The sequence below is a fragment of the Kitasatospora sp. NPDC004272 genome (genome assembly GCF_053603035.1).
This window is the reverse complement of the sequence record NZ_JBSGET010000021.1, coordinates 20,058-38,927: the sequence shown is the minus strand read 5'-3', so window position 1 is coordinate 38,927 and position 18,870 is coordinate 20,058. Positions and strand designations below refer to the sequence as shown.

General features: G+C 74.3%; 19 protein-coding genes and 1 tRNA gene. 12 read left to right on the top strand and 8 right to left on the bottom strand.

Translation table 11 applies throughout. The features are described 5' to 3' along the window. The first annotated feature begins 8 nt into the window (after positions 1–8). Positions 9–1,238 (top strand): kynureninase, encoded by a 1,230-nt coding sequence (gene kynU, locus ACWEO5_RS09610; protein WP_452161741.1) that lies wholly within the window; start codon positions 9–11, stop codon positions 1,236–1,238. 67 nt (positions 1,239–1,305) lie between these two features. Here the strand turns inward: kynU and ACWEO5_RS09605 are convergent, their stop codons facing one another. Next, positions 1,306–2,709: a choice-of-anchor A family protein gene (locus ACWEO5_RS09605; RefSeq protein ID WP_452161739.1), complete on the bottom strand. Its 1,404-nt coding sequence runs from the start codon at positions 2,707–2,709 to the stop codon at positions 1,306–1,308. A 174-nt stretch (positions 2,710–2,883) separates the two neighbouring features. Between ACWEO5_RS09605 and ACWEO5_RS09600 the strand changes: the two genes are divergently transcribed. After that, positions 2,884–3,543 carry a 4'-phosphopantetheinyl transferase family protein gene (locus ACWEO5_RS09600; RefSeq protein ID WP_452161737.1) on the top strand — a complete coding sequence of 220 codons (660 nt, stop codon included), beginning with the start codon at positions 2,884–2,886 and terminating at the stop codon, positions 3,541–3,543. Positions 3,544–3,550: 7 nt separating this feature from the next. On the opposite strand, the gene ACWEO5_RS09595 is transcribed toward ACWEO5_RS09600, so the two are convergent. Beyond that, positions 3,551–4,345 carry a DUF1963 domain-containing protein gene (locus ACWEO5_RS09595; protein ID WP_452161735.1) on the bottom strand — a complete coding sequence of 265 codons (795 nt, stop codon included), beginning with the start codon at positions 4,343–4,345 and terminating at the stop codon, positions 3,551–3,553. On the opposite strand from ACWEO5_RS09595, the gene ACWEO5_RS09590 reads away from it, so the two are divergent. Next, positions 4,274–4,618 (top strand): Lrp/AsnC ligand binding domain-containing protein, encoded by a 345-nt coding sequence (locus ACWEO5_RS09590; RefSeq protein WP_452161807.1) that lies wholly within the window; start codon positions 4,274–4,276, stop codon positions 4,616–4,618. The two genes, ACWEO5_RS09595 and ACWEO5_RS09590, sit on opposite strands and share 72 nt — an antisense overlap. A 35-nt stretch (positions 4,619–4,653) precedes the next feature. Continuing rightward, positions 4,654–4,890 (top strand): DUF2277 domain-containing protein, encoded by a 237-nt coding sequence (locus tag ACWEO5_RS09585; RefSeq protein ID WP_452161733.1) that lies wholly within the window; start codon positions 4,654–4,656, stop codon positions 4,888–4,890. On the opposite strand, the gene ACWEO5_RS09580 is transcribed toward ACWEO5_RS09585, so the two are convergent. Next, positions 4,859–5,344, bottom strand: a complete 486-nt coding sequence (locus tag ACWEO5_RS09580; RefSeq protein WP_344555812.1) for a hypothetical protein — start codon at positions 5,342–5,344, stop codon at positions 4,859–4,861. The genes ACWEO5_RS09585 and ACWEO5_RS09580 overlap by 32 nt on opposite strands. A 455-nt stretch (positions 5,345–5,799) precedes the next feature. On the opposite strand from ACWEO5_RS09580, the gene ACWEO5_RS09575 reads away from it, so the two are divergent. The 5 genes from ACWEO5_RS09575 to ACWEO5_RS09555 all read left to right on the top strand — a co-directional run bounded on the left by ACWEO5_RS09575 (position 5,800) and on the right by ACWEO5_RS09555 (position 9,707). Then, a complete protein-coding gene (locus ACWEO5_RS09575) occupies positions 5,800–6,177 on the top strand; it encodes a hypothetical protein (RefSeq protein WP_452161731.1) in 378 nt (125 codons plus the stop codon). A 43-nt stretch (positions 6,178–6,220) separates the two neighbouring features. After that, a complete protein-coding gene (locus ACWEO5_RS09570; RefSeq protein WP_452161729.1) occupies positions 6,221–6,808 on the top strand; it encodes a sortase domain-containing protein in 588 nt (195 codons plus the stop codon). A 126-nt stretch (positions 6,809–6,934) separates the two neighbouring features. Continuing rightward, entirely contained in the window at positions 6,935–7,744 is an 810-nt protein-coding gene (locus tag ACWEO5_RS09565; protein WP_452161727.1) for a hypothetical protein, read from the top strand. Then, positions 7,741–8,472, top strand: coding sequence for a two-component system response regulator CseB (cseB, locus tag ACWEO5_RS09560; protein ID WP_344555806.1), 732 nt, complete (start codon positions 7,741–7,743; stop codon positions 8,470–8,472). The genes ACWEO5_RS09565 and cseB overlap by 4 nt, the downstream gene beginning before the upstream one ends. Then, entirely contained in the window at positions 8,469–9,707 is a 1,239-nt protein-coding gene (locus tag ACWEO5_RS09555) for an ATP-binding protein (RefSeq protein ID WP_452161725.1), read from the top strand. Before cseB ends, ACWEO5_RS09555 begins: the two co-directional genes overlap by 4 nt. 6 nt (positions 9,708–9,713) lie before the next feature. Here the strand turns inward: ACWEO5_RS09555 and ACWEO5_RS09550 are convergent, their stop codons facing one another. Together ACWEO5_RS09550 and gcl are read right to left on the bottom strand one after the other, a co-directional pair. Continuing rightward, positions 9,714–10,532, bottom strand: coding sequence for a S1 family peptidase (locus ACWEO5_RS09550; protein WP_452161723.1), 819 nt, complete (start codon positions 10,530–10,532; stop codon positions 9,714–9,716). Between the two features lie 151 nt (positions 10,533–10,683). After that, positions 10,684–12,465, bottom strand: coding sequence for a glyoxylate carboligase (gene gcl / locus ACWEO5_RS09545; protein WP_452161721.1), 1,782 nt, complete (start codon positions 12,463–12,465; stop codon positions 10,684–10,686). A gap of 278 nt (positions 12,466–12,743) precedes the next feature. On the opposite strand from gcl, the gene ACWEO5_RS09540 reads away from it, so the two are divergent. Next, positions 12,744–13,394: an NAD(P)-dependent oxidoreductase gene (locus ACWEO5_RS09540; RefSeq protein WP_452161719.1), complete on the top strand. Its 651-nt coding sequence runs from the start codon at positions 12,744–12,746 to the stop codon at positions 13,392–13,394. Between the two features lie 87 nt (positions 13,395–13,481). On the opposite strand, the gene ACWEO5_RS09535 is transcribed toward ACWEO5_RS09540, so the two are convergent. Continuing rightward, entirely contained in the window at positions 13,482–15,041 is a 1,560-nt protein-coding gene (locus ACWEO5_RS09535; protein WP_452161717.1) for an APC family permease, read from the bottom strand. A gap of 324 nt (positions 15,042–15,365) precedes the next feature. On the opposite strand from ACWEO5_RS09535, the gene ACWEO5_RS09530 reads away from it, so the two are divergent. Beyond that, entirely contained in the window at positions 15,366–16,712 is a 1,347-nt protein-coding gene (locus ACWEO5_RS09530) for an acyltransferase (protein ID WP_452161715.1), read from the top strand. A gap of 90 nt (positions 16,713–16,802) precedes the next feature. Here ACWEO5_RS09530 and ACWEO5_RS09525 read toward each other — a convergent pair whose 3' ends face one another. Further along, entirely contained in the window at positions 16,803–17,501 is a 699-nt protein-coding gene (locus ACWEO5_RS09525) for a TetR/AcrR family transcriptional regulator (protein ID WP_452161713.1), read from the bottom strand. A 75-nt stretch (positions 17,502–17,576) separates the two neighbouring features. Between ACWEO5_RS09525 and ACWEO5_RS09520 the strand changes: the two genes are divergently transcribed. Next, complete coding sequence (locus tag ACWEO5_RS09520) at positions 17,577–18,683, top strand: NAD(P)/FAD-dependent oxidoreductase (protein WP_452161711.1); 1,107 nt, start codon at positions 17,577–17,579, stop codon at positions 18,681–18,683. A gap of 100 nt (positions 18,684–18,783) precedes the next feature. Here the strand turns inward: ACWEO5_RS09520 and ACWEO5_RS09515 are convergent. After that, positions 18,784–18,855: transfer RNA gene (locus ACWEO5_RS09515), tRNA-Val, on the bottom strand. Positions 18,856–18,870: the final 15 nt, after the last annotated feature.

The following is an 18,870-nucleotide window of genomic DNA, read 5'->3' as shown; positions in this document are numbered from 1 at the left end:
GCGATGCCGTGACCCCCACCCGTGAGCAGTGCGCGGCCCGCGACGCCGCCGACCCGCTGCACGCCCTGCGCGCCGAGTTCGACCTGCCCGCCGGGGTGCTCTACCTCGACGGCAACTCGCTGGGCGCGCTGCCCCGCCGCACCCCCGGCCACCTGGCGAAGGTGGTGGCGGGCGAGTGGGGCACCGGGTTGATCCGGTCCTGGAACGAGGCCGGCTGGTTCCACCAGCCCGGGCGGCTCGGCGACCGGCTCGGCGCGCACCTGCTGGGCGCCGCGCCCGGCCAGGTGGTGGTCTGCGACTCCACCTCGGTCAACCTGTTCAAGGTGCTCGGCGCGGCCCTGCGGCTGCGCCCCGGCCGCCCGGCGCTGCTCGTCGAGCGGCACGCCTTCCCCACCGACCGGTACGTCGCCGAGGGCCTGGGCGCCCTGCACCCGGGCAGCCGGACCGTCCTGCTGGACTCCGCCGCCCGGTTGGACGCCGTGCTGGACTCCGAGGCCGCCGTGGTGCTGCTCTCGCACGTCGACTACCGCACCGGCGAACTGCTGGACATGGCGGCCGTCACCGAGCGGATCCACGCCGCCGGGGCGCTGGCCGTCTGGGACCTGTGCCACACCGCGGGCGCGCTGCCGATCGAACTGGACGCGGCGGGCGTCGACTTCGCCGTCGGCTGCGGCTACAAGTACCTCAACGGCGGCCCGGGCGCGCCCGCCTTCCTGTACGCCGCCGCCCGCCACCAGGCCGACGCCGCACAGCCGTTGACCGGCTGGTTCGGGCACGCCCGGCAGTTCGACTTCGAGCCCGGCTACCGGCCCGCCGGGGGCGTCACCCGGTTCCTCACCGGCACCCCGCCGATCCTCGGCCTGGCCGCGCTGGAGGCCGCGCTGGAGGTCTGGGAGCTGGCCGACCCGGCCGCCGTGCGCGCCAAGAGCCTCGAACTGTCCGACCTGTTCCTGGAGTCGACCGCCGACCTGGAGGTCGAACCGGTCACCCCGCGGGAGCACGCCCGGCGCGGCAGCCAGGTCGCGCTGCGGCACCCGGACGGCTACGCGGTGGTCCAGGCGCTGATCGCCCGCGGCGTGATCGGCGACTTCCGCGCCCCCGACCTGATGCGCTTCGGCTTCACCCCGCTCTACCTCTCCCGCACCGACGTGCACGACGCGGCCACCGCCCTGCGCGAGGTGCTGGCGAGCGGCGAGTGGCGCGCCGAGCGCTTCGCCCGCCGCGGCGAGGTCACCTGACGGCCCGCCGGCGCACGGGAACGGCCGGGGCCCGCGGGCCCCGGCCGTCCGTCACTCACCAGCGTTCTCAGCCGTGGCGGCCCCGGCGGGCGCGGCGGGCCAGCGCGAGCACGCCGCCGCCCAGGCCCAGCAGCACCGCGGCGGCCCCGGCCGCGGGGGCGACCAGGTCACCGCCGCCGGTGTCCGGCAGCGGGTGCGGGTGCGGCGGACGGGAGCCGGTCGGCTCGGGGGTGCTCGGGCTCGGCGACGGCACGGGGCTGGTGCTCTGGCTGGGCGACGGGCTGGGGCTCTCGCTGTCCGACGGCGAGGGCGACGGAGACGGGCTCGGCGACGGGGAGGGGGACGGGCTCGGCGACGGGGAGGGGCTGGGACCGCAGACCGGCAGGTCGCCGTCGAACGGGTAGTTGTGGATCTCGGTCCCAGCGCTGCCCTGCTGCAGCAGGTTGCCCGCCAGGTACACCCGGCCGTTGGTGCCCGGGTTGGAGATCGTGGTGTTGCTCGACTCCTGGCCCGTCATGATCGAGCCCTGCCACTGGGCGTCGCCCGCCACCGTCACGCTGCTCGCCAGCGGGAAGTTCCAGATCAGGTTCGGCCGCAGCGCCACCAGCGGGTCGTCGGCCTCGCCGGTGCCGCTCTTGGTGTAGATCGACACGTTCTCGCCCGTCATGTTGACGATCACCGTGGCACCGGGCGGGATGTTCGCGAACGCGAAGTTCTGGAAGGTGTTGGTCGAGATGTCGCCGATGTTCCCGTCGTAGTTGAACACCTGGCGGGCGCTGGTGCCGTCACCCGTGAACGTCAGCACCCCGCCCACCGTGGTGACGGTGCCGGTCGACGCCTGGGCCCACATGCAGGCGGAGTGGTGCTCGATGATCGGCCGCAGCGGCTTGAACTCGTCGATCGCCGCCGGGTTCTGGATCGCCTGGCCCTGCGGGGTGATGTCGTAGACCCCGGTCAGCGTGGTGCCGTACACCAGGTTGCCCCAGCGGGCCGTCGGCGGGTTGGCGAAGAAGTCCGTGCCGCCGATGAACAGCTTGCTCGGGTTGTCCTTGGCCGGGTTGTTCTCCATGAAGACCGAGCTGCCCACCGTGACGTGGTCCGTGGCGTTCGGCGGGGTGACCATCGAGCCGGCGCCCACCACGCCCATGTTGAAGGCGCCGCCGTTGGCCTTCGCGATGTCGAGCTTGCCGAGGATCGCGATCTTGCCCTCGGCCTCGGCCGCGTTCTGCCGCACCAGGTAGTCGCCGCCCACGAAGACGTTGAGCGTGGCGTCCTCGCCGACGAAAGGTCCGGTGTGCGGCGGGTCCCACTGGCTCGGGCAGTTGGGGCCCGAGCACGGGCCCAGCGGCGGGAGCATCTGGGCGGCCTCTCCGGACGCGGCCAGTGTGATCAGTGGAGCGGCGACGAGCGCCGTCACCGCCGCGAGGCGGAGCAGCGGGTTCTTGCCACGGACGCCGTGTCGCACGGACACCCCTCTCGTTGACGGTTGGTCAGCAGACAGCAGACCTGGTCAGCAAAGGGGAAGCGCTCCCGCCGTCTCGAACAGCGGGACACCGACCCGCCGAAAAATCATTCGAACGGACTATTTTGATCCTGCGTCGATGAAACCGCCGGCGACCCCCGCCGGCCCCGGGAAGGGAGACCCGTGCCGAACCCCCCGTTCGCCATGCTCGCCACCACCGCCGAGGTGCTCGCCCGCCCGGACGCCGACGAGCGGTGGCTCACCGGGTTCGAACGCGAACGCCTGCAGCGGTTCCGGCGGGACGGCGACCGCGACGACTACCTCGCGGCCCACCTGCTGGTCCGGTACTGCGCCGCCGCGCACCTGGGCACCGAGCCCGCCGCGATCGCCTTCGGCCAGCAGTGTCCCGGCTGCGGCAGCACCGTCCACGGCCGCCCGTACCTCACCGACCGCCCCGGCACCCACCTGAGCCTGTCGCACACCCACGGCGTGATCGCCGCCGCGGCCGGCCCCGTCCCGGTCGGCGTCGACGTCGAGTACCTCGGCCGGCGCGACAGCGCCCCGGCCACCCTCCAGCACGTCCTCGCCCCCGCCGAGGCCGCGCTGGTCCAGGGCCACCCCGACCCCGCCGCCGCCTTCCTCCGGCTGTGGGTGCGCAAGGAGGCGCTGATCAAGCTCGGCCGCGCCACCCTCGACACCCTCGGCGAGCTCGACCTCTCGCACCTCCCGCTCGACCCGCCCACCGCCCACCGGGACGGCGACCTGCACTACCTCGAACTCACCACCACAGCCGCCGTGTTCACCGCCGCCGCGACGGTGCCGGTGCGACTGCGGGAGCTCTGAGGGCGGTTCAGCCGCAGCGCCCCTCCCACTCGGCCCGGGCGAAGTCGCCCGCCGCGAAGGCGGCCGGCGGGATGCCGAAGTAGATCGACCCGTCGTCGCCCCAGGCCCAGCCGAGCTCCTCGTCGGCGGCGAGCTGGAGCAGGTGGACCAGGGGCCCGTCGGCGTCCCGGCGGGTCACCGCGGTGCTGTACGAGGTGTCCGGCCAGCCGAACGCGCAGTGCCGCCCGGCGGTGTTCCCGTCGAAGTCCTCCAGCCGGTCGAGGACCACCTCCGCCGCGCCCCAGCGCCGGTCCCGGTCGTACGCGAAGTCGTCGTCGACGTCCCAGCAGTCCGGCAGCATCACCGACCCGACCGCGTGGACCGGCCGGGCCGGGTAGCTCCGGGCCGGGGCGGGCGCGGGCACCTCGACCGCCCGCCCGGGATCGGCGGCGAGCACCCGGAAGTCCGGGGCGGTGGACCTGTCGAGCCGGCGGTACTCCTCGTAGGGGATCTCCGGATCGAGGTAGAAGAAGTTCAACAGGCCCGGCCGGAGCGGCAGTTCGGCGCCGAGCCAGGGCGCGAGCGCGTCGGTGTCCAGGACCGCGTGCAGGGACAGCGGCACGCCCTCCAACTCCGGCCAGGGCGTGCCCGGTTCGAGCAGCGCCGCCCCGCCGAGCCGGCACCGGCCGGTCGGCGGCGCGTCCGCCGTGGCGGCCTCCAGCCGGAACCCGCGCCGCGCCAGCTCCGCGAACTGCGCCCCGGGGCCCTCCCCCAACCGCTCGGCGCAGACCCGCCGCAGCTCCTCCGCATCACGAAACTCCATGCCCCGCATCCTCCCAGCACCCACCGACGGTTCGGGCCCGGACGGCTCGCCGCGACCGGCGAGGCGCTGGCCCGGCACCCGCAGGTGCACGGGGTGCTGGCCACCAGCGGGCCGACCAACCTGATGGCCGCCGTGTTCTGCCCCGACCACCCGGCCCTCTACCGGTTCCAGACCGAGGTGCTGGGCCCGCTGGGGGTCCGCCGGGTGGAGACCGCGGTGGTGGCCCGCGCCGTCGAACGGGCCGGGACCCGGCTGCGCAAGCTCCCGGGCTGAGCCGGACTGTCGGTGCGGCGCGGCAGACTGGAGGCATGTGCCGAAGCATCAAGACGCTCCGCCCGCCGATGACGCCCGACGCCACCCCCGAGGACGTGCACGCGGCGGCGCTGCAGTACGTCCGCAAGGTCTCCGGGTTCCGGGTGCCCGCCGCCCACAACCGCGAGGCGTTCGACGCGGCGGTGGCCGCGGTCGCCGCCGCCACCGCCCGACTGCTCGCCGCGGTCGAGGTGCGCGGGGTCACGCCCCGTTCGTCGACCCCGGCCGGATGACCATCAGCACCAGGACGACCGCCCACAGCAGGTTGAACACGCCCGCCGTCATCGGCAGCGCCTTCAACTTGCCGGTGGCGCGCGCCGTTTCGGCGTCCTTGTCCTCGGTCGCGTCCAGCGCGTCGACGGTCGCCTGCTGACCGGGCAGCACCACCAGCAGCAGCACGCCCGCCGCGACGGCCGTCAGCACGATCGAGGTGATCAGCCAGGCGTTGCCCAGCACGCCCATCGCCTGCGCGGTGCCGATGCCCAGCAGCGGGATGCCGAGACCGATCAGCGCGTACACGTTGCTGATCCGGTGCAGCAGCCGCACCGAGACCTGCGCGGCCGGCTGCTCCGGGCCCGCCGCGAGGGCGGCCTTCGCCTTGCGCGGGAACATGCTCACCGCCACCGCGACCGGACCGATGCACAGCGCCACGACCAGCAGGTGCAGACTCAGCAGGAACTTGGCCATCGCCGGCGCGACCCTTCCACCACAACGGAACCTCGACGCCCGCCACGCTAGCAGCGCTTATCCGGGGGCCCGGGCAGAGCCCGGTCAGGGGCTCGGCAGCGCGCGCGCTCAGGGGCTCGGCAGAGCGCGCATTCAGGGGCTCGGGGAACGGCGAGTCCGTGCTGCTGACGGCCGGAGCCCATCGAAGGTCCGTGCTGCTGCGTGTCTTCAAGGGAACCGGCAGCAGACGCGCGCTCCGGCAGTGAACCGTCAGCAGACCTGGCCTCGCCGTTCCCCGAGCCCCTGGCGGTCCGCGCACTGCCGAGCCCCTGAATGCGCTCCTCCCGCGGACTGTTACAGAGCCGGGCGGTGGCCGTTACCCCGCCGGCGGCCGGTCGTGCGGCGGGCTTCCTAGCGTGGGCGTCGTCGACCCGGGGCCGTCCCGGTCGCGGGCGACGAACGATCGGAGGATCCCGATGTCAGGTACCGCTTCCGTCCGCCGGGTGGCGCGGCTCGCGCTGGTTCCGGCTCTCGCCGTCGGTGCGTTCGTGCTGCCGGGCGCCGTCGCGTTCGCGGACACCGCCGCCCCGTCCGCGTCCCCGACCGCCGCCCCGTCCGCGAGTGTCTCGGCCGTTGCGTCGCCCGTCCCGGGCGCTGCCACGCCGTCGTTGGCGCCGAAGCCGGCGGTCGACCCGAAGAACGGCGGCCTGCCCAGGGGTGGTGCGCAGACCGGTGAGGCGGCGGTCGACGGCGGTTCGGTGACCGGGCTGGTGGTCGGGGTCGGGCTCGCTGCGGCCGGTGCGGCCGGGATCGGGCTGCTCGTCCTCCGGCGCCGTGCCGACTCCCGGGCCTAGCCCGGAGGGCCGCCGTGGCCGGCGCCGCTGGTGGGCGCCGGCCTTGGCGGTCGGGCTGCTGCTGGCCGGCGGGGTGACGGTGGCGGCCTCCCGCGGTTCCGCGCCCGCGCCGGTGCGGGTCGTCGCGGCGGCCCCCGTCGGCGTCCCGTCCCCGGTGGCCCCGGCGCCGGGGGTTGCGTCGTCCGTCGCGGCTCCGGTGTTCTCCCCGCCGGTGCGGGTGGTGGTTCCCCGGATCGGGGTGGACGCCCCGGTGCTGGGGGTCGGGCTCAATCCGGACGGCACCGTGGAGGTGCCGCCGCTCGACCGGCCGGGGCAGGTCGGCTGGTTCCGCGCCGGGGAGGGGCCGACCGTGCTGCTCGGGCACTACGACACCCGCAGGGGCCCGGCGGTGTTCCACGGGGTGCCGGGGCTGCGGCCGGGCGATCGGATCGAGGTCCGGCAGCAGGACGGCGGCACCCGCGCCTACCTGGTGCGCGAGCTGCACCAGTACGCCAAGGACGCGTTCCCGACCGAGCTGGTGTACGGCGCGGCCGCGGGCCCGCAGCTGCGGCTGGTCACCTGCGGCGGCACGCTCGGCGGTGACGGCCACTACTCCGACAACATCGTCGTCTTCGCCGACCCGCTGCCGTGAGCGCGCCGGCCGGGACTGCGACCGACCGGCCGGCCGCCGTCCCCCGGGGCGGCGGGCGGCCGCCGCCGGTGGTGCAGACTGGCCGCACCCCGTACCCCGCCCGCCGACCGAAAGGCACCGTCCGACGTGAGGATCCGGCCCCTCCGCACCGCCCTGGTCAGGTGCGCCCTGCTCGGCCTGCCGATCGTCCTCGCGGTCACCGGCTGCCGGGCCCCCGGCGAGCTGGAGGACGCCGGGGCGGCCCGGCCGGTCCGCTCGCACCCGAGCGCGCAGCCGCTGTGGCCGACCGCCGGGTCGGCGCCCGCGGCGCCGCCGCCCGCGCCGGTCGAACTGGAGCGGCCCGCCCCGCTGCCCGGGCTGGCGCTCGACACGCTCACCGGGGTCGACGCCCGCACGGTGCTCGCGGCGGACGCCGGCCTCACCGGGGACGAGCGCCGGGGCCTGGCGGGCGGGTGCCCGGGCTGCGAGGTCCGCCCCGCCCAGTACCGGGACCTCGACGGGGACGGCAGCCCCGAACTGCTGACCGCCGTGCTCTCCGGCACCGGCCCGGACGCCCCGCGGGCGGTGCTGCACGTCTACGCCCTGCGCGGCCGCGAGGTGCTGCCGGTGCTGGCCGTGGCGGTGCAGCCGGACTTCGCCGCCGAGACCGTCGGAACGGACCTGATCGTGCGCGAGAGCTTCAGCCCGTCCGTGGAGACCAGCCGCACCTACCGCTGGAACGGCGAGCTGCCGGTGCTCGTCGACCGGCGGGTCGCGGTCACCGGGCCGGACGCGGACAGCTCCGACTGCCCGGCCGCGGACCCCTGCGGGTCGGTGGTCCTGCTGGCGCCGACCCGCACGCCGTCCGCCGCGCCCGAGCCGGCGCCCGTACCGAGTGCCGTCCCGACGCTCGCCCCGAGCGCCTCCTTCAGCCCCGCCACCCGGGAGGACCGGTGAGCGCCCCCGTGCCCGGCACCCCGCGGATCCTGCTGGTCGAGGACGACGAGGTGATCCGCGAGACCACCCAACTCGCCCTGGAGCGCTACGGCTTCCCGGTGGAGACCGCGGGGGACGGCCTGGAGGGCCTGGAGCGGTTCCGCGCCGCGCCGCCGGACCTGCTGCTGCTCGACGTGATGCTGCCGCTGCTCGACGGGGTCGGGCTGTGCCGGCGGATCCGCGAGGAGAGCCAGCTGCCGATCCTGATGATGTCGGCCCGCACCGAGCCGGTCGACGTGGTCTCCGGCCTGGAGGCGGGCGCCGACGACTACGTGGTCAAGCCGTTCGAGATCGCCGTGCTGGTCGCCCGGATCCGCACCGTGCTGCGGCGCACCGGTTTCGGACCGGCCGCCGCCGCGACCGCCGCCGCCCCGGCCGCGGTGCCGGGCCCGGGGCCCGCGGTCCGGGTGATCGACGGCCTGGAGGTGGACACCGACGCCATGGAGGTCAGGGTGGCCGGCCGGCCGGTACCGCTGACCCCGACCGAGCTGCGGCTGCTGCTGGAGTTCACCGCCTCGCCGGGCGTGGTGCTGGAACGCCAGACCCTGCTGGAGCGGGTCTGGGACTACTCCTGGGGCGCCGACAGCCGGGTGGTGGACGTGCACGTCCAGCGGCTGCGGGCGAAGATCGGCGCCGCCCGGATCGAGACCGTCCGGGGCTTCGGCTACAAGCTGCGGCGGACGCCGTGACGCTGCGCCGCCAGATCGCCGCCGTGATCGCGCTGGTCTCCTGCCTGGTCGCGCTCGCGGTGGGGCTGCTGGTCCACCAGGCTTCGGTGCGCCAGCACACCGACCAGGCCCGCAAGTCCGCGCTGACCGCCCTGGACGCGGTGCTGACCGGGTACGACGGGACCGGGGAGCTGGTCGCAGGCTGGCACGCCGCCGAAGGCGACCCGGAACTGCCGCCGGAGCTAAGGCAGTTGGCCCTGCGGGGCCGGCAGGGTTCGGCGCTCGGCCCGGGCCCGGCCGGCCCCGCGATGTGGGCGGCGGCCGGCGCGGACGGGCGGGTGCTGTCGGTGCGGATCGACTACGCCGAGGACGCCCGGGCGATCGCCGAGCTGGACCGCGCGGTGGCGGTCGGCGCCGCCCTGTCGGTGCTGGTCACGGTGCTCGCCGGGGTGCTGGCCGCCGACCGGATCAGCAGCCGGCTGCGGACCGCGGCCCGGACCGCCCGCACCATCGCCCGGGGCGACCTGGACGCCCGGATCGGGCCGCTCGGCCGGGCCCGCGACGAGGTGGCCGAACTGGCCGCCGCGGTCGACTCGATGTCGGCGGCGCTGCGCAGCCGGCTGGTGGGCGAGCAGCGCTTCACCGCGGACGTGGCGCACGAGCTGCGCACACCGCTGACCGGTCTGCTGACCGCGTCCGAGCTGCTGCCGCCCGGCCGCCCGACCGAGCTGGTCCGCGACCGGGTGCGGGCGCTGCGCGACCTGACGGAGGACCTGCTGGAGGTGTCCCGGCTGGACTCCGGGGCCGACGCCCCGGAGCTGGCGGACCTGCCGCTCGGGCCGCTGCTGGCCCGGGTCCTGGCGGCCGGCGGCGGGGCGGTCGGCGGCGGGGTCGAGCTGCGGGTCGTCGCCGACGCGGTGGTCAGCACCGATCCGCGCCGGTTGGACCGGGTGCTCGCCAACCTGCTGGCCAACGCCCAGCGGCACGGTCGGCCGCCGGTCGTGGTGACGGTCGAGGGGGGCACCGTGACCGTGCGCGACCACGGGCCGGGCTTCCCCGAGGAGGTCCTGCGCGAGGGGCCGCGCCGGTTCCGCACCGGCGCCCGGGAGCGCGGCGGCGGCCACGGCCTGGGCCTGACCATCGCGCAGGGGCACGCCCGGGCGATCGGCGCCGAGCTGCGGCTGTCCGACCATCCGGACGGCGGCGCGCTGGCCCGGCTGGTCCTGCCCGGCCCCCGGGCGGACCCGGGGGCCTGAGCCCGCTCACGGGCGGGGCAGCACGCAGCCCGTCCGGGTCAGGTCGAGCGCGTTGCCCGGCCCGAAGCAGTTCGGGATGGTGTAGGTCTCCTGGGCGTAGCCGATGCCGGGGTGGATGGTGACGGTGCCGTTCTGGTCGACCTCACAGGGATTGTTCAACGTACAGACCTGGCCGTCCTCGTTGATCGTGTTGTTCACCGCGACGACCTGGCCGGTGTTGACGTCGATCACCGGGGAGCCGGAGGTGCCGCCGATGATGTCGCAGCCGGAGGTGTAGCGGACCGAGTCCTTGAAGGTCCAGCCGCCCTCCTTGAGCCGGTAGGCGAAGCCGTCGACGCTGCAGGAGTAGGTCTTCTTCCAGTAGCCGGAGACCACCTTGATCGCGCTGCCGGCCACCGGGTGGGCGGTGGACACGGTCAGCGGGGATATCCCGTAGCGGCTCTTGATCGTCGCGTAGCTGGTGCTCAGCCGGTAGAGGGTGACGTCGGTGTCGGTCATCGTCGAGTAGAGGACCCGGTTGGCGCGGACCGTGCCGAGGCTGCCGCCGGTGGAGCTGAGCAGGGTGAAACTGCGGTTGGACGCCTGGTCGGTGACGACCTGTCCGGCGGCGGGCATGCCGCTCTCCAGGCAGTGGCCGTTGGTGAGGATCAGTCCGGGGTCGCTGTCCACCGAGGTGGGCATCCGCACCAGCGATCCGGAGCAGTTGCTGAGCGCGACCGTGCCCGCGAAGGTCACGGTAGCGGCGGAGGCGGGGGCGGCGGTGGCCAGGGCGGTGGCCCCGGCGAGGGTCAGCGCGCAGAGCGCACCGGTGAGCGGCTTCTTCATGAGGGTGCCTCTCGGGGGGTGTGGGGGTACCACGGGGGTCCTACGGGGGTTCCCCTAAGTTGGCGCGCCCATGACATTGTGTCAAGAGCCCCACCGTCCCCGACGCACCGTCAACCCGCCCGCCCCGCAGGGCCGCCGGCCGCCCCCGCGGTCAGACCGCCAGGGGCCGGATCGCGGTCGGGGCGTCCTCCGGGCCGGTGGCGAGCTCCTCCCACTCCACGACCTTGTCGATGTCCGCGGCGGCCATCGAGATGTTGGTGACCCGCTCCAGGATCGCCTCGACCACCACCGGGACGCGGAACTCGGCGGCCAGCTTCTTGGCCTGCTCGAACGCGGGCAGCAGTTCCTCGGGGCGGGTGACCCGGATCGCCTTGCAGCCCAGGCCCTCGGCGACCCGGACGTGGTCGACGCCGTAGACGCCCAGCTCGGGGGCGTTGACGTTCTCGAACTCCAGCTTCACCTGGAAGTCGATGTCGAAGTTGCGCTGCGCCTGCCGGATGAGCCCGAGGTAGGAGTTGTTGACCAGCACGTGGACGTAGGGGATCCGGTGCTGCGCGCCGACCGCCAGCTCCTCGATCATGAACTGGAAGTCGTAGTCGCCGGAGAGCGCCACCACCTGCCCCTGGGGGTCGGCGGTGGCCACCCCGAGGGCGGCCGGGATCGTCCAGCCGAGCGGGCCGGCCTGGCCGCAGTTGATCCAGTGCCGGGGCTTGTGGACGTGCAGCAGTTGGGCGCCGGCGATCTGCGAGAGGCCGATGGTGGTGACGTACCGGGTCTCCGGGCCGAAGGCGCGGTTCATCTCCTCGTAGACCCGCTGCGGCTTGAGCGGCACCTCGTCGAAGTGGGTCTTGCGCTGGAGCGCGGCCCGCCGCTCCTGGGTGCTCGCGGCCCACTCCCGGCGGTCCTTCAGCCGTCCGGCGGCGGCGAGTTCGCGGGCCACCTCCAGCAGCAGCACCAGCGCGGCCCCCGCGTCGGAGGCGATGCCCAGGTCGGGGGCGAAGATCCGGCCGATCTGGGTGGGCTCCACGTCGATGTGGACGAACTTCCGGCCCGCGGTGTAGACGTCCAGGCCGCCGGTGTGGCGGTTGGCCCAGCGGTTGCCGATGCCGAGGACGAAGTCGGAGGCGAGGAAGTTCTCGTTGCCGTAGCGGTGCGAGGTCTGCAGGCCGACCATGCCCGCGTTGAGCCCGTGGTCGTCCGGGACGACGCCCCAGCCCATCAGCGTCGGGACGACCGGGACGCCGGTCAACTCGGCGAACTCCAGCAGCAGTTCGGCGGCGTCCGCGTTGATGACGCCGCCGCCGGCCACGATCAGCGGCCGCTCGGACTCCTGGAGCAGCGCGATCGCCTTCTCGATCTGGATCCGGTTGGCGGCGGGCCTGTGGACCGCCAGCGGCTGGTACGCCTCGGGGTCGAACTCGATCTCGGTGAGCTGCACGTCGATCGGCAGGTCGATCAGCACCGGGCCGGGCCGGCCGGAGCGCATCAGGTGGAACGCCTGCTGGAACACGCCGGGGACCTGCGCGGCCTCCAGCACGGTGGTGGCGGCCTTGGTGACCGGCCTGGCGATCGAGGCGATGTCGACGGCCTGGAAGTCCTCCTTGTGCAGCCGGGCGACGGGGGCCTGGCCGGTGATGCACAGGATCGGGATCGAGTCGGCGATCGCCGAGTACAGGCCGGTGATCATGTCGGTGCCGGCCGGCCCCGAGGTGCCGACGCAGACGCCGATGTTGCCCGCCCTCGCCCGGGTGTAGCCCTCGGCCATGTGCGAAGCGCCCTCGACGTGCCGGGCCAGGGTGTGCCGGATCCCGCCGGACGCCTTGAGCGCGGCGTAGAAGGGGTTGATCGCGGCGCCGGGCACGCCGAACGCCACCTCGACGCCTTCGAGCTTGAGGATCTCCACGGCCGCGCGGGCGGCTGTCATGCGGGGCATCGGCTACTCCTGCCGTCGACGCTACTTCCGCGATGCGGAAGAATAGTTTTGGAATGCGAAAGCAAGCTAAGGCGGCCGCACCGGGGCCGTCAAGGTGCGTTTCAACAGAACGTTGCAGAGCCGCGCCCCCGGGCCGCTCTCCCCGCCCCGACCGGTGTCCGTTTTTCACCAGGAGCTGTCGGCCCGGCACCTCGCCCAGCTGGCCCGGGCACCCGTACGGTCGATCCGACGACGGAAAACGCCAAGCGGCTGAACCCACCAGAGGAGACACGTCCACGATGAGCACCATCACCCTGTACGGCGCCACCGGCACCATCGGCTCCCGCGTGCTGGACGAGGCGCTGCGCCGCGGCCACACCGTGACCGCCGTGGTCCGCGACCCCGCCAAGCTCCCCGTCGCGCACCCGGCGCTGACCGTCGTGACCGGCGACGTGCTGGACCCGGCCTCGGTGGCCGACAGCGCCAAGGGCGCGGACGTGGTGGTCAGCGCGGTCGGCGGCGGCGACGGGCCGGGCCACCAGGCGCTGATCGCGCCGTCCTTCGAGTCGCTGGTGGCGGGCCTGCGCACGCTGGGCGCCGACGCGCCGCGGCTGCTCACCGTCGGCGGCGCGGGCTCGCTGCGCACCCCCGACGGCAAGCAGGTCTGGGACACCCCGGGCCTGCCGGAGTTCCTGCTGCAGATCATGCACGCGCACGGCGACGCGCTGGACTACCTGCGCACCGTCACCGACCTGCGCTGGACCAACCTCTCCCCGGCGGGCACCATCGCCCCCGGCGAGCGCACCGGCTCCTACCGCGAGGGCCTGGAGGACCTGCTGATCGGCGCGGACGGCGAGAGCCGGATCTCCACCGAGGACTACGCGGTGGCGCTGCTGGACGAGGTCGAGGAGCCGAAGCACCTCGGCGAGCGCTTCACCGTCGCGTACTGAGACGTCCGTCGCGCGCCGCGACGCCCGTCCGGACCCGTCGAAGGGCCCCGAACCGCGCGGTTCGGGGCCCTTCGCGCGCTCCCCGGCTCAGTCGGGGATGACCAGGGCGGGGGTGTCCCGGGTGAGCACTTCGCCGCGGAAGAACGCCGGGCTGCGGCGCGTCATCACGGCCATCACCACCAGGCCGAGGGCCAGCAGGCCGGCCCCGACCACGAACACCGAGCCGACGCCGAACACCGAACTGCCGCTGCCGTAGGCGGGGTCGGCCATGTCGACCAGCGACTTGCCGAAGATCGCGGCCAGGGTGAGCCCGCCGATCAGCGGGAACACGCACTTGAGCAGCGCGTCGCGGACCGAGGCGCGGAAGTCGCGCCGGAAGTACCAGGCGCAGGCGAACGCGGTCAGCGAGTAGTAGAAGCAGATCATCAGGGTCAGCGCGGCGATGGTGTCGGCCAGCACGTGCGAGCTGACCAGGGTCATCACGGTGTAGAACGCGCCGGTGCCGACGCCCGCGGTGACGATCGCCCGCCCCGGGGTCCGGTAGCGCTCGTTGACGGCGGTGAAGGAGGCGGGCAGCGCCTCGTACACGCTCATCGCCAGCACGGTGCGGCTGACCGGGATGAAGGTGGTCTGCAGGCTCGCCGAGGCGGAGGCCAGCACCGCGACGAACAGCAGCACGCCCAGGCCGGTGCCCATCACCGGGCCGGCCAGCACGGCCAGCACGTTGGAGGAGGTCTCCGGGTTGCCCAGGCCGGTGCCGGTGGTGCCGACGCCCGCGTACATCTGCACCGCGACGGCGGTGAACAGGTAGGAGCCGACCAGCACCGCCATCGCCAGCATCGCGGCCCGACCCGGGGTCTTCTCGCTGCCGCCGGTCTCCTCGTTGGCGCTCAGGCAGGCGTCCCAGCCCCAGTACATGAACAGCGAGAGCGACAGGCCCGCCACGAACGAGGTGAAGGAGCTGGCCCGGAACGGGTCGAGCCAGCTCCAGGAGAAGTGCAGCGAACCGGCCGCGCCGTGGCCGGCGGACTTGGCGATCGCCATCACGCCGAACAGGCCCAGCACGGCCAACTGCAGCCCGACCAGGGCGTACTGGACGCCCTTGGTGGCGGTCATGCCGCGGTAGCTGATCAGGGTGGCGACCGCGATCAGCGCCAGGCAGGTGACCACGTGGACCAGCCTGTTGCCGTTCAGCGCCGCGACCGAGTCGCTGCGGGTGATCTCGCCGAGCAGCAGGTACAGGTACTCGGTGGCGACGCCCGCCAGGTTGGAGAGCACGATGATCGTCGCGATCACCAGGCCCCAGCCGCACATCCAGCCGACCTTGGGGCCGAACGCCTTGACCGTCCAGGTGAACGAGGTGCCGCTGTCCGGGATCGCCTTGTTCAGTTCCCGGTAGGCGAAGGCCACCAGCATCATCGGCAGGAAGCCGGCCAGGAACAGGGCCGGCATCCGCAGGCCGACGGCGGCCACCGTGGTGCCCAGGGTGGTGGTCAGGCAGTACACCGGGGCGACGGTGGACACGCCGATCACCGCGTTGCCGAGCAGGCCCACCGAGTTGCTGTTGAGGCCCTTGGAGCGGACGCCCCCCGAGGCTTGGACTCCGGGGGCTTCGTCGACGCCCGGGCGGTTGTGGAGCTGAACCATTCCGGAACCGTAACCCCCACTGTTTCCGCAGCGGGCCGAGGCCGAAGCCGGTCGATCACCTTCACTTCACTCAGATGATAGGGTCAGTTTCCGTTGATTGCATGATCTATTAGCGTCGATTGCCTTCATTTCCAGCCATCGGGACGCCGCTCGGCCGGGGACGAAAACCGCAGCTCACCCCGTTCCCGCCTTTTCGGGCATCGGTATGAGAAACACCACATACCCGTGCGAAGCGGAACCGTTCGTTCGGACACCCCTGGTGTCCCCCGCCCGCGGGCCCCTATCGTTCCCCCGTCATTTCAGGGATCAGGGGAGGGAACCGGGATGACCGGCACGCTGACGTCCGACACCGAGGTCCGCACCGTCCGGGCCGGCCGCCCGGGCCCGGGCCCGGTCCGCTGCTCCGTCGGCGACCTGCTGCTCGCCGACCTGCCGGTCTCCGTGGTGCTCTTCCACGACGGCCCGCTCGACCCCGACGCCCTCGCCGCCGGACTCGCCCGCGCCCTCGGCCACCTGCCCGAGTTCGCCGGGCGGCTGCGCACCGACCCGGCCGGGGACCTCTGGATCGACACCGACGACGCCGGCGTCCCCTTCACCGTCGCCGACGCCCCCTACACCCTCACCGAGGCGCTCGACCGGATGGTGCTGCCCGCCGGCGGCCTGGTCGACCACGTCCGCGCCACCGAGGCCCGCCGCGAACCGCTGCCGCTGCTCACCGTCCGGCTCAACCGGCTCACCGACGGCACCTGCGCGCTCGGCCTCTCCTGGCACCACGCCGTCGGCGACATGCAGACCTTCGCCCTGCTGCTGCGCACCTGGTCCGCCTGCACCGAGGGCACCGACCTGCCCGAGGTCCACCGCGCCGCCGACCGGGACGGACAGCTCGACGCCCACCTCCCCGCCGAGGACTGCGGCACCCCCGGCCTGCGGCTGCCCGACCCCGCCGAACGCGCCGCCCTGCGCCGCACCGTCACCGGGGCCGCCCTCGCCAACCGCACCGTCCAGGTCTGGTTCTCCCCCGCCGAGACCGAACGGCTGCGCGCCGCGCACAGCGCCGCGACCGGCCGCCGGCTGTCCGCCAACGACGCGCTCTGCGCCCACCTGCTGCACGTGCTGCGCGAGGTCGACGGCGCGGGCGACGAGGAACAGACCCTCACCGTGCCGGTCAACCTCCGCCGCGTCCTCGGACTGCCCGACGGCACCCCGGGCAACCTGCTCGGCGAGATCCGGCTGCCCTACCGGCCCGGCACCGGACCCGCCGCGTACGCCGCCGAACTGCGCACCGCCGTCGAGGAGTTCACCGAGAAGCACCTCGGCGTCCGGAGCAACCTGCGCTTCCTCGAAACCGTCGGCCGCGACCGTGCCGCCGAGTGCGTCCCGGCCGGCTTCGACCCGGCCCGCCGCACCCTCACCGTCTCCAGCTGGTGCCGGCTGGGCCTGCAGGACCTCCCGCTCGCCGGACGCCGCCCGATCGCCTTCAGCCCCGCCGCCACCCTCCAACTCCCCTGGACCTCCTGGCTGGTGGAGGGACCCCGCGGCGAGGGCCACCTCTACACCCTGGTCCTCCCCACCCGCGCCGCCGCCAGGCTCCGCGGCGCGGCCGCCCTGCTCCACCCGCACCGCCGCCCCGGCGACCCCGCCCCGGCCGTCGCCCCGCGCAAGCTGCTCTGAGCCGGCCGCCCGCGCCCGGCCCCCGCTCCCGGCCTCGCGCCCGGCCCCGCCCCACGCCCGGCCCTCGCGCCCGGCTCCGCGCACGCCGCGTCAGCCGTCCGCCCGCCGTGCGTAGCCGTGGAGGAAGGCGTCCACCCCGGAGGTGACCGACTCCAGCACCTCGGCGGCGCTCGGCGCGGGGGCGTTGTAGGGACGGATGGTGATCTCCGCGCTGACCAGGGCGATGAAGTGGCGGGCGGCGCGGGCCGGGTCGTCCAGCCGCAGCGGTCCGGCTTCGGCCAGCGCCTGCAACCGGCGCGCCAGCTCCCGCTGGACCCGGGAGGGGCCGGCCTGCTGCCAGGCGTCGATGACGGCCGCGGGGAAGTGCTGGGCTTCGGCCTTGATCTGCCTGATCATCGCGAAGTGCTCGGGGAACCTGGTCCGGTGGGACACGAACGCCTCGCCCAGGGCGATCAGGTCGGCCCTCGGGTCCACGCCCCCGACCTGCCGCTCGGCCGTCTCCACGAAGGCTTCGGCGACCTGGCCGGCCGAGATCCGGACCACCTCGGAGAACAGGTGCTCCTTGCTCTCGAAGTGGTTGTAGATGGTGCGGGTGGAGACGCACGCCTCGGCGGCGATCGCCTCGATGCTGGTGCGCGAGTACCCCTCGCGCCCGAACACGGCCCGGGCGCCCTCGACGATGGCCAGGCGCTTGCCCGCCCGCCCGCCGGTCCGCGCGGGTTTCCGGTTGCCGGTGACGTCCGTGGCGCTCAGGGGGTCCTCCAGTGCTCGCTGCGTTCCGTTGCTCAATTTACCATGCACGTTGTACTTTACTTCGCGGTGAGGGTGCGACCACGAGCACGAGACGAGAGCGGGAGGACGCGCATGGGAAGGACAGTCGCGGTCATCGGCGGCGGCTACGGCGGAGCGGCCCTGGCCAAGGCCCTGGACCCGGACTTCGAGGTGGTGCTCATCGACCCCAAGGACTCCTTCGAGCACGCCGTCGCCGCGCTCCGCGGCCTGGTCAGCGCCCCCTGGGCGGAGCGGATGTACTACGGGTTCGACCGGCTGCTCACCCGCGGCCGCTTCGTCCGGGGGCGCGCCGCCTCGGTGGACGAGGACGGCGTGACGCTCGCCGACGGCAGCAGGATCGACGCCGACTTCACCGTCCTGGCGAGCGGCTCCAGCTACCCCTTCCCCGCCAAGTCCGGGGTCGACGACACCGCCGAGGCACTGCTGCGGCAGGCCGACACCAGGGCCCGGCTCGCCCGGGCGCAGCGGGTGCTGCTGATCGGCGGCGGCCCGGTGGGCCTGGAGTTCGCCGGGGAGATCGTCGAGCAGTGGCCGGACAAGCGGGTGACCGTGCTCGACAGCGCCGGGGACATCCTCGGCGGGCAGTTCCTGCCCGGGCTGCGCGCCGCCCTGCGCGAGCAGTTGGACGTCCTGGGGGTGCGACTGGTGCTCGGCAGCCCGCTGACCGGTCCGCCGCCGACCGAACCGGGCCTGGACGCCCCGTTCACCGTGTCCACCGAGTCGGGCGAGCAGATCGCCGCCGACATCTGGTTCCGGTGCCACGGGGTCCGCCCCAACAGCGTCGCCCTGCTGGGCGCACTGGCCGGAGCGGCCCGCCCCGACGGCTTCGTCGAGGTGGACGACCGGCTCCGACTCCGGGGCTCCGCACGGGTGTTCGCGATCGGCGACATCACGGCGCTGCCCGAGCCCAAGCGCTCCAAGGCGGCCACGGACCACGCGGTGGTGGCCGCCGCCAACATCCGGGCCCTGTCCGCGGGCCGGCCCGCGGACACCGCCCACCGCCCCGGCCCCGCGGCGATCATCGTCCCGCTGGGCTCGGCGGGCGGCGCCTCCCAGGTCCCGGGACCGGACGGCCCGGTGGTGCTGGACGCGGCGGCCACCGCCCGGTACAAGGGCGGCGACCTGCTCACCGGCCGCTACCAGGACCTCTTCTCCGCCGGGGCACCCGCCGCCCCCTGACCCCGGCCCCCGCCGGGAACAACGGCTCCCACCCGCGCGCCGCAAGCCCGGAGGCCGCCCCACGGAACAGTGGGGCGGCCTCCGAGCTGCTTCTTCGCTGTGGGCGCAGACGGTTTCGAACCGCCGACATCCGCCTTGTAAGGGCGGCGCTCTACCGCTGAGCTATGCGCCCCCGCCGAAGTGGGCC

Coding starts and splice junctions, on each gene's coding strand:
- gcl (WP_452161721.1), bottom strand. CDS start 12,465: ATGCCCCGCATGACAGCCGCCCGCGCGGCCGTGGAGATCCTCAAGCTC.
- ACWEO5_RS09580 (WP_344555812.1), bottom strand. CDS start 5,344: ATGGCCAAGTTCCTGCTGAGTCTGCACCTGCTGGTCGTGGCGCTGTGC.
- ACWEO5_RS09595 (WP_452161735.1), bottom strand. CDS start 4,345: ATGGAGTTTCGTGATGCGGAGGAGCTGCGGCGGGTCTGCGCCGAGCGG.
- ACWEO5_RS09535 (WP_452161717.1), bottom strand. CDS start 15,041: ATGGTTCAGCTCCACAACCGCCCGGGCGTCGACGAAGCCCCCGGAGTC.
- ACWEO5_RS09530 (WP_452161715.1), top strand. CDS start 15,366: ATGACCGGCACGCTGACGTCCGACACCGAGGTCCGCACCGTCCGGGCC.
- ACWEO5_RS09520 (WP_452161711.1), top strand. CDS start 17,577: ATGGGAAGGACAGTCGCGGTCATCGGCGGCGGCTACGGCGGAGCGGCC.
- ACWEO5_RS09575 (WP_452161731.1), top strand. CDS start 5,800: ATGTCAGGTACCGCTTCCGTCCGCCGGGTGGCGCGGCTCGCGCTGGTT.
- ACWEO5_RS09540 (WP_452161719.1), top strand. CDS start 12,744: ATGAGCACCATCACCCTGTACGGCGCCACCGGCACCATCGGCTCCCGC.
- ACWEO5_RS09550 (WP_452161723.1), bottom strand. CDS start 10,532: ATGAAGAAGCCGCTCACCGGTGCGCTCTGCGCGCTGACCCTCGCCGGG.
- ACWEO5_RS09585 (WP_452161733.1), top strand. CDS start 4,654: ATGTGCCGAAGCATCAAGACGCTCCGCCCGCCGATGACGCCCGACGCC.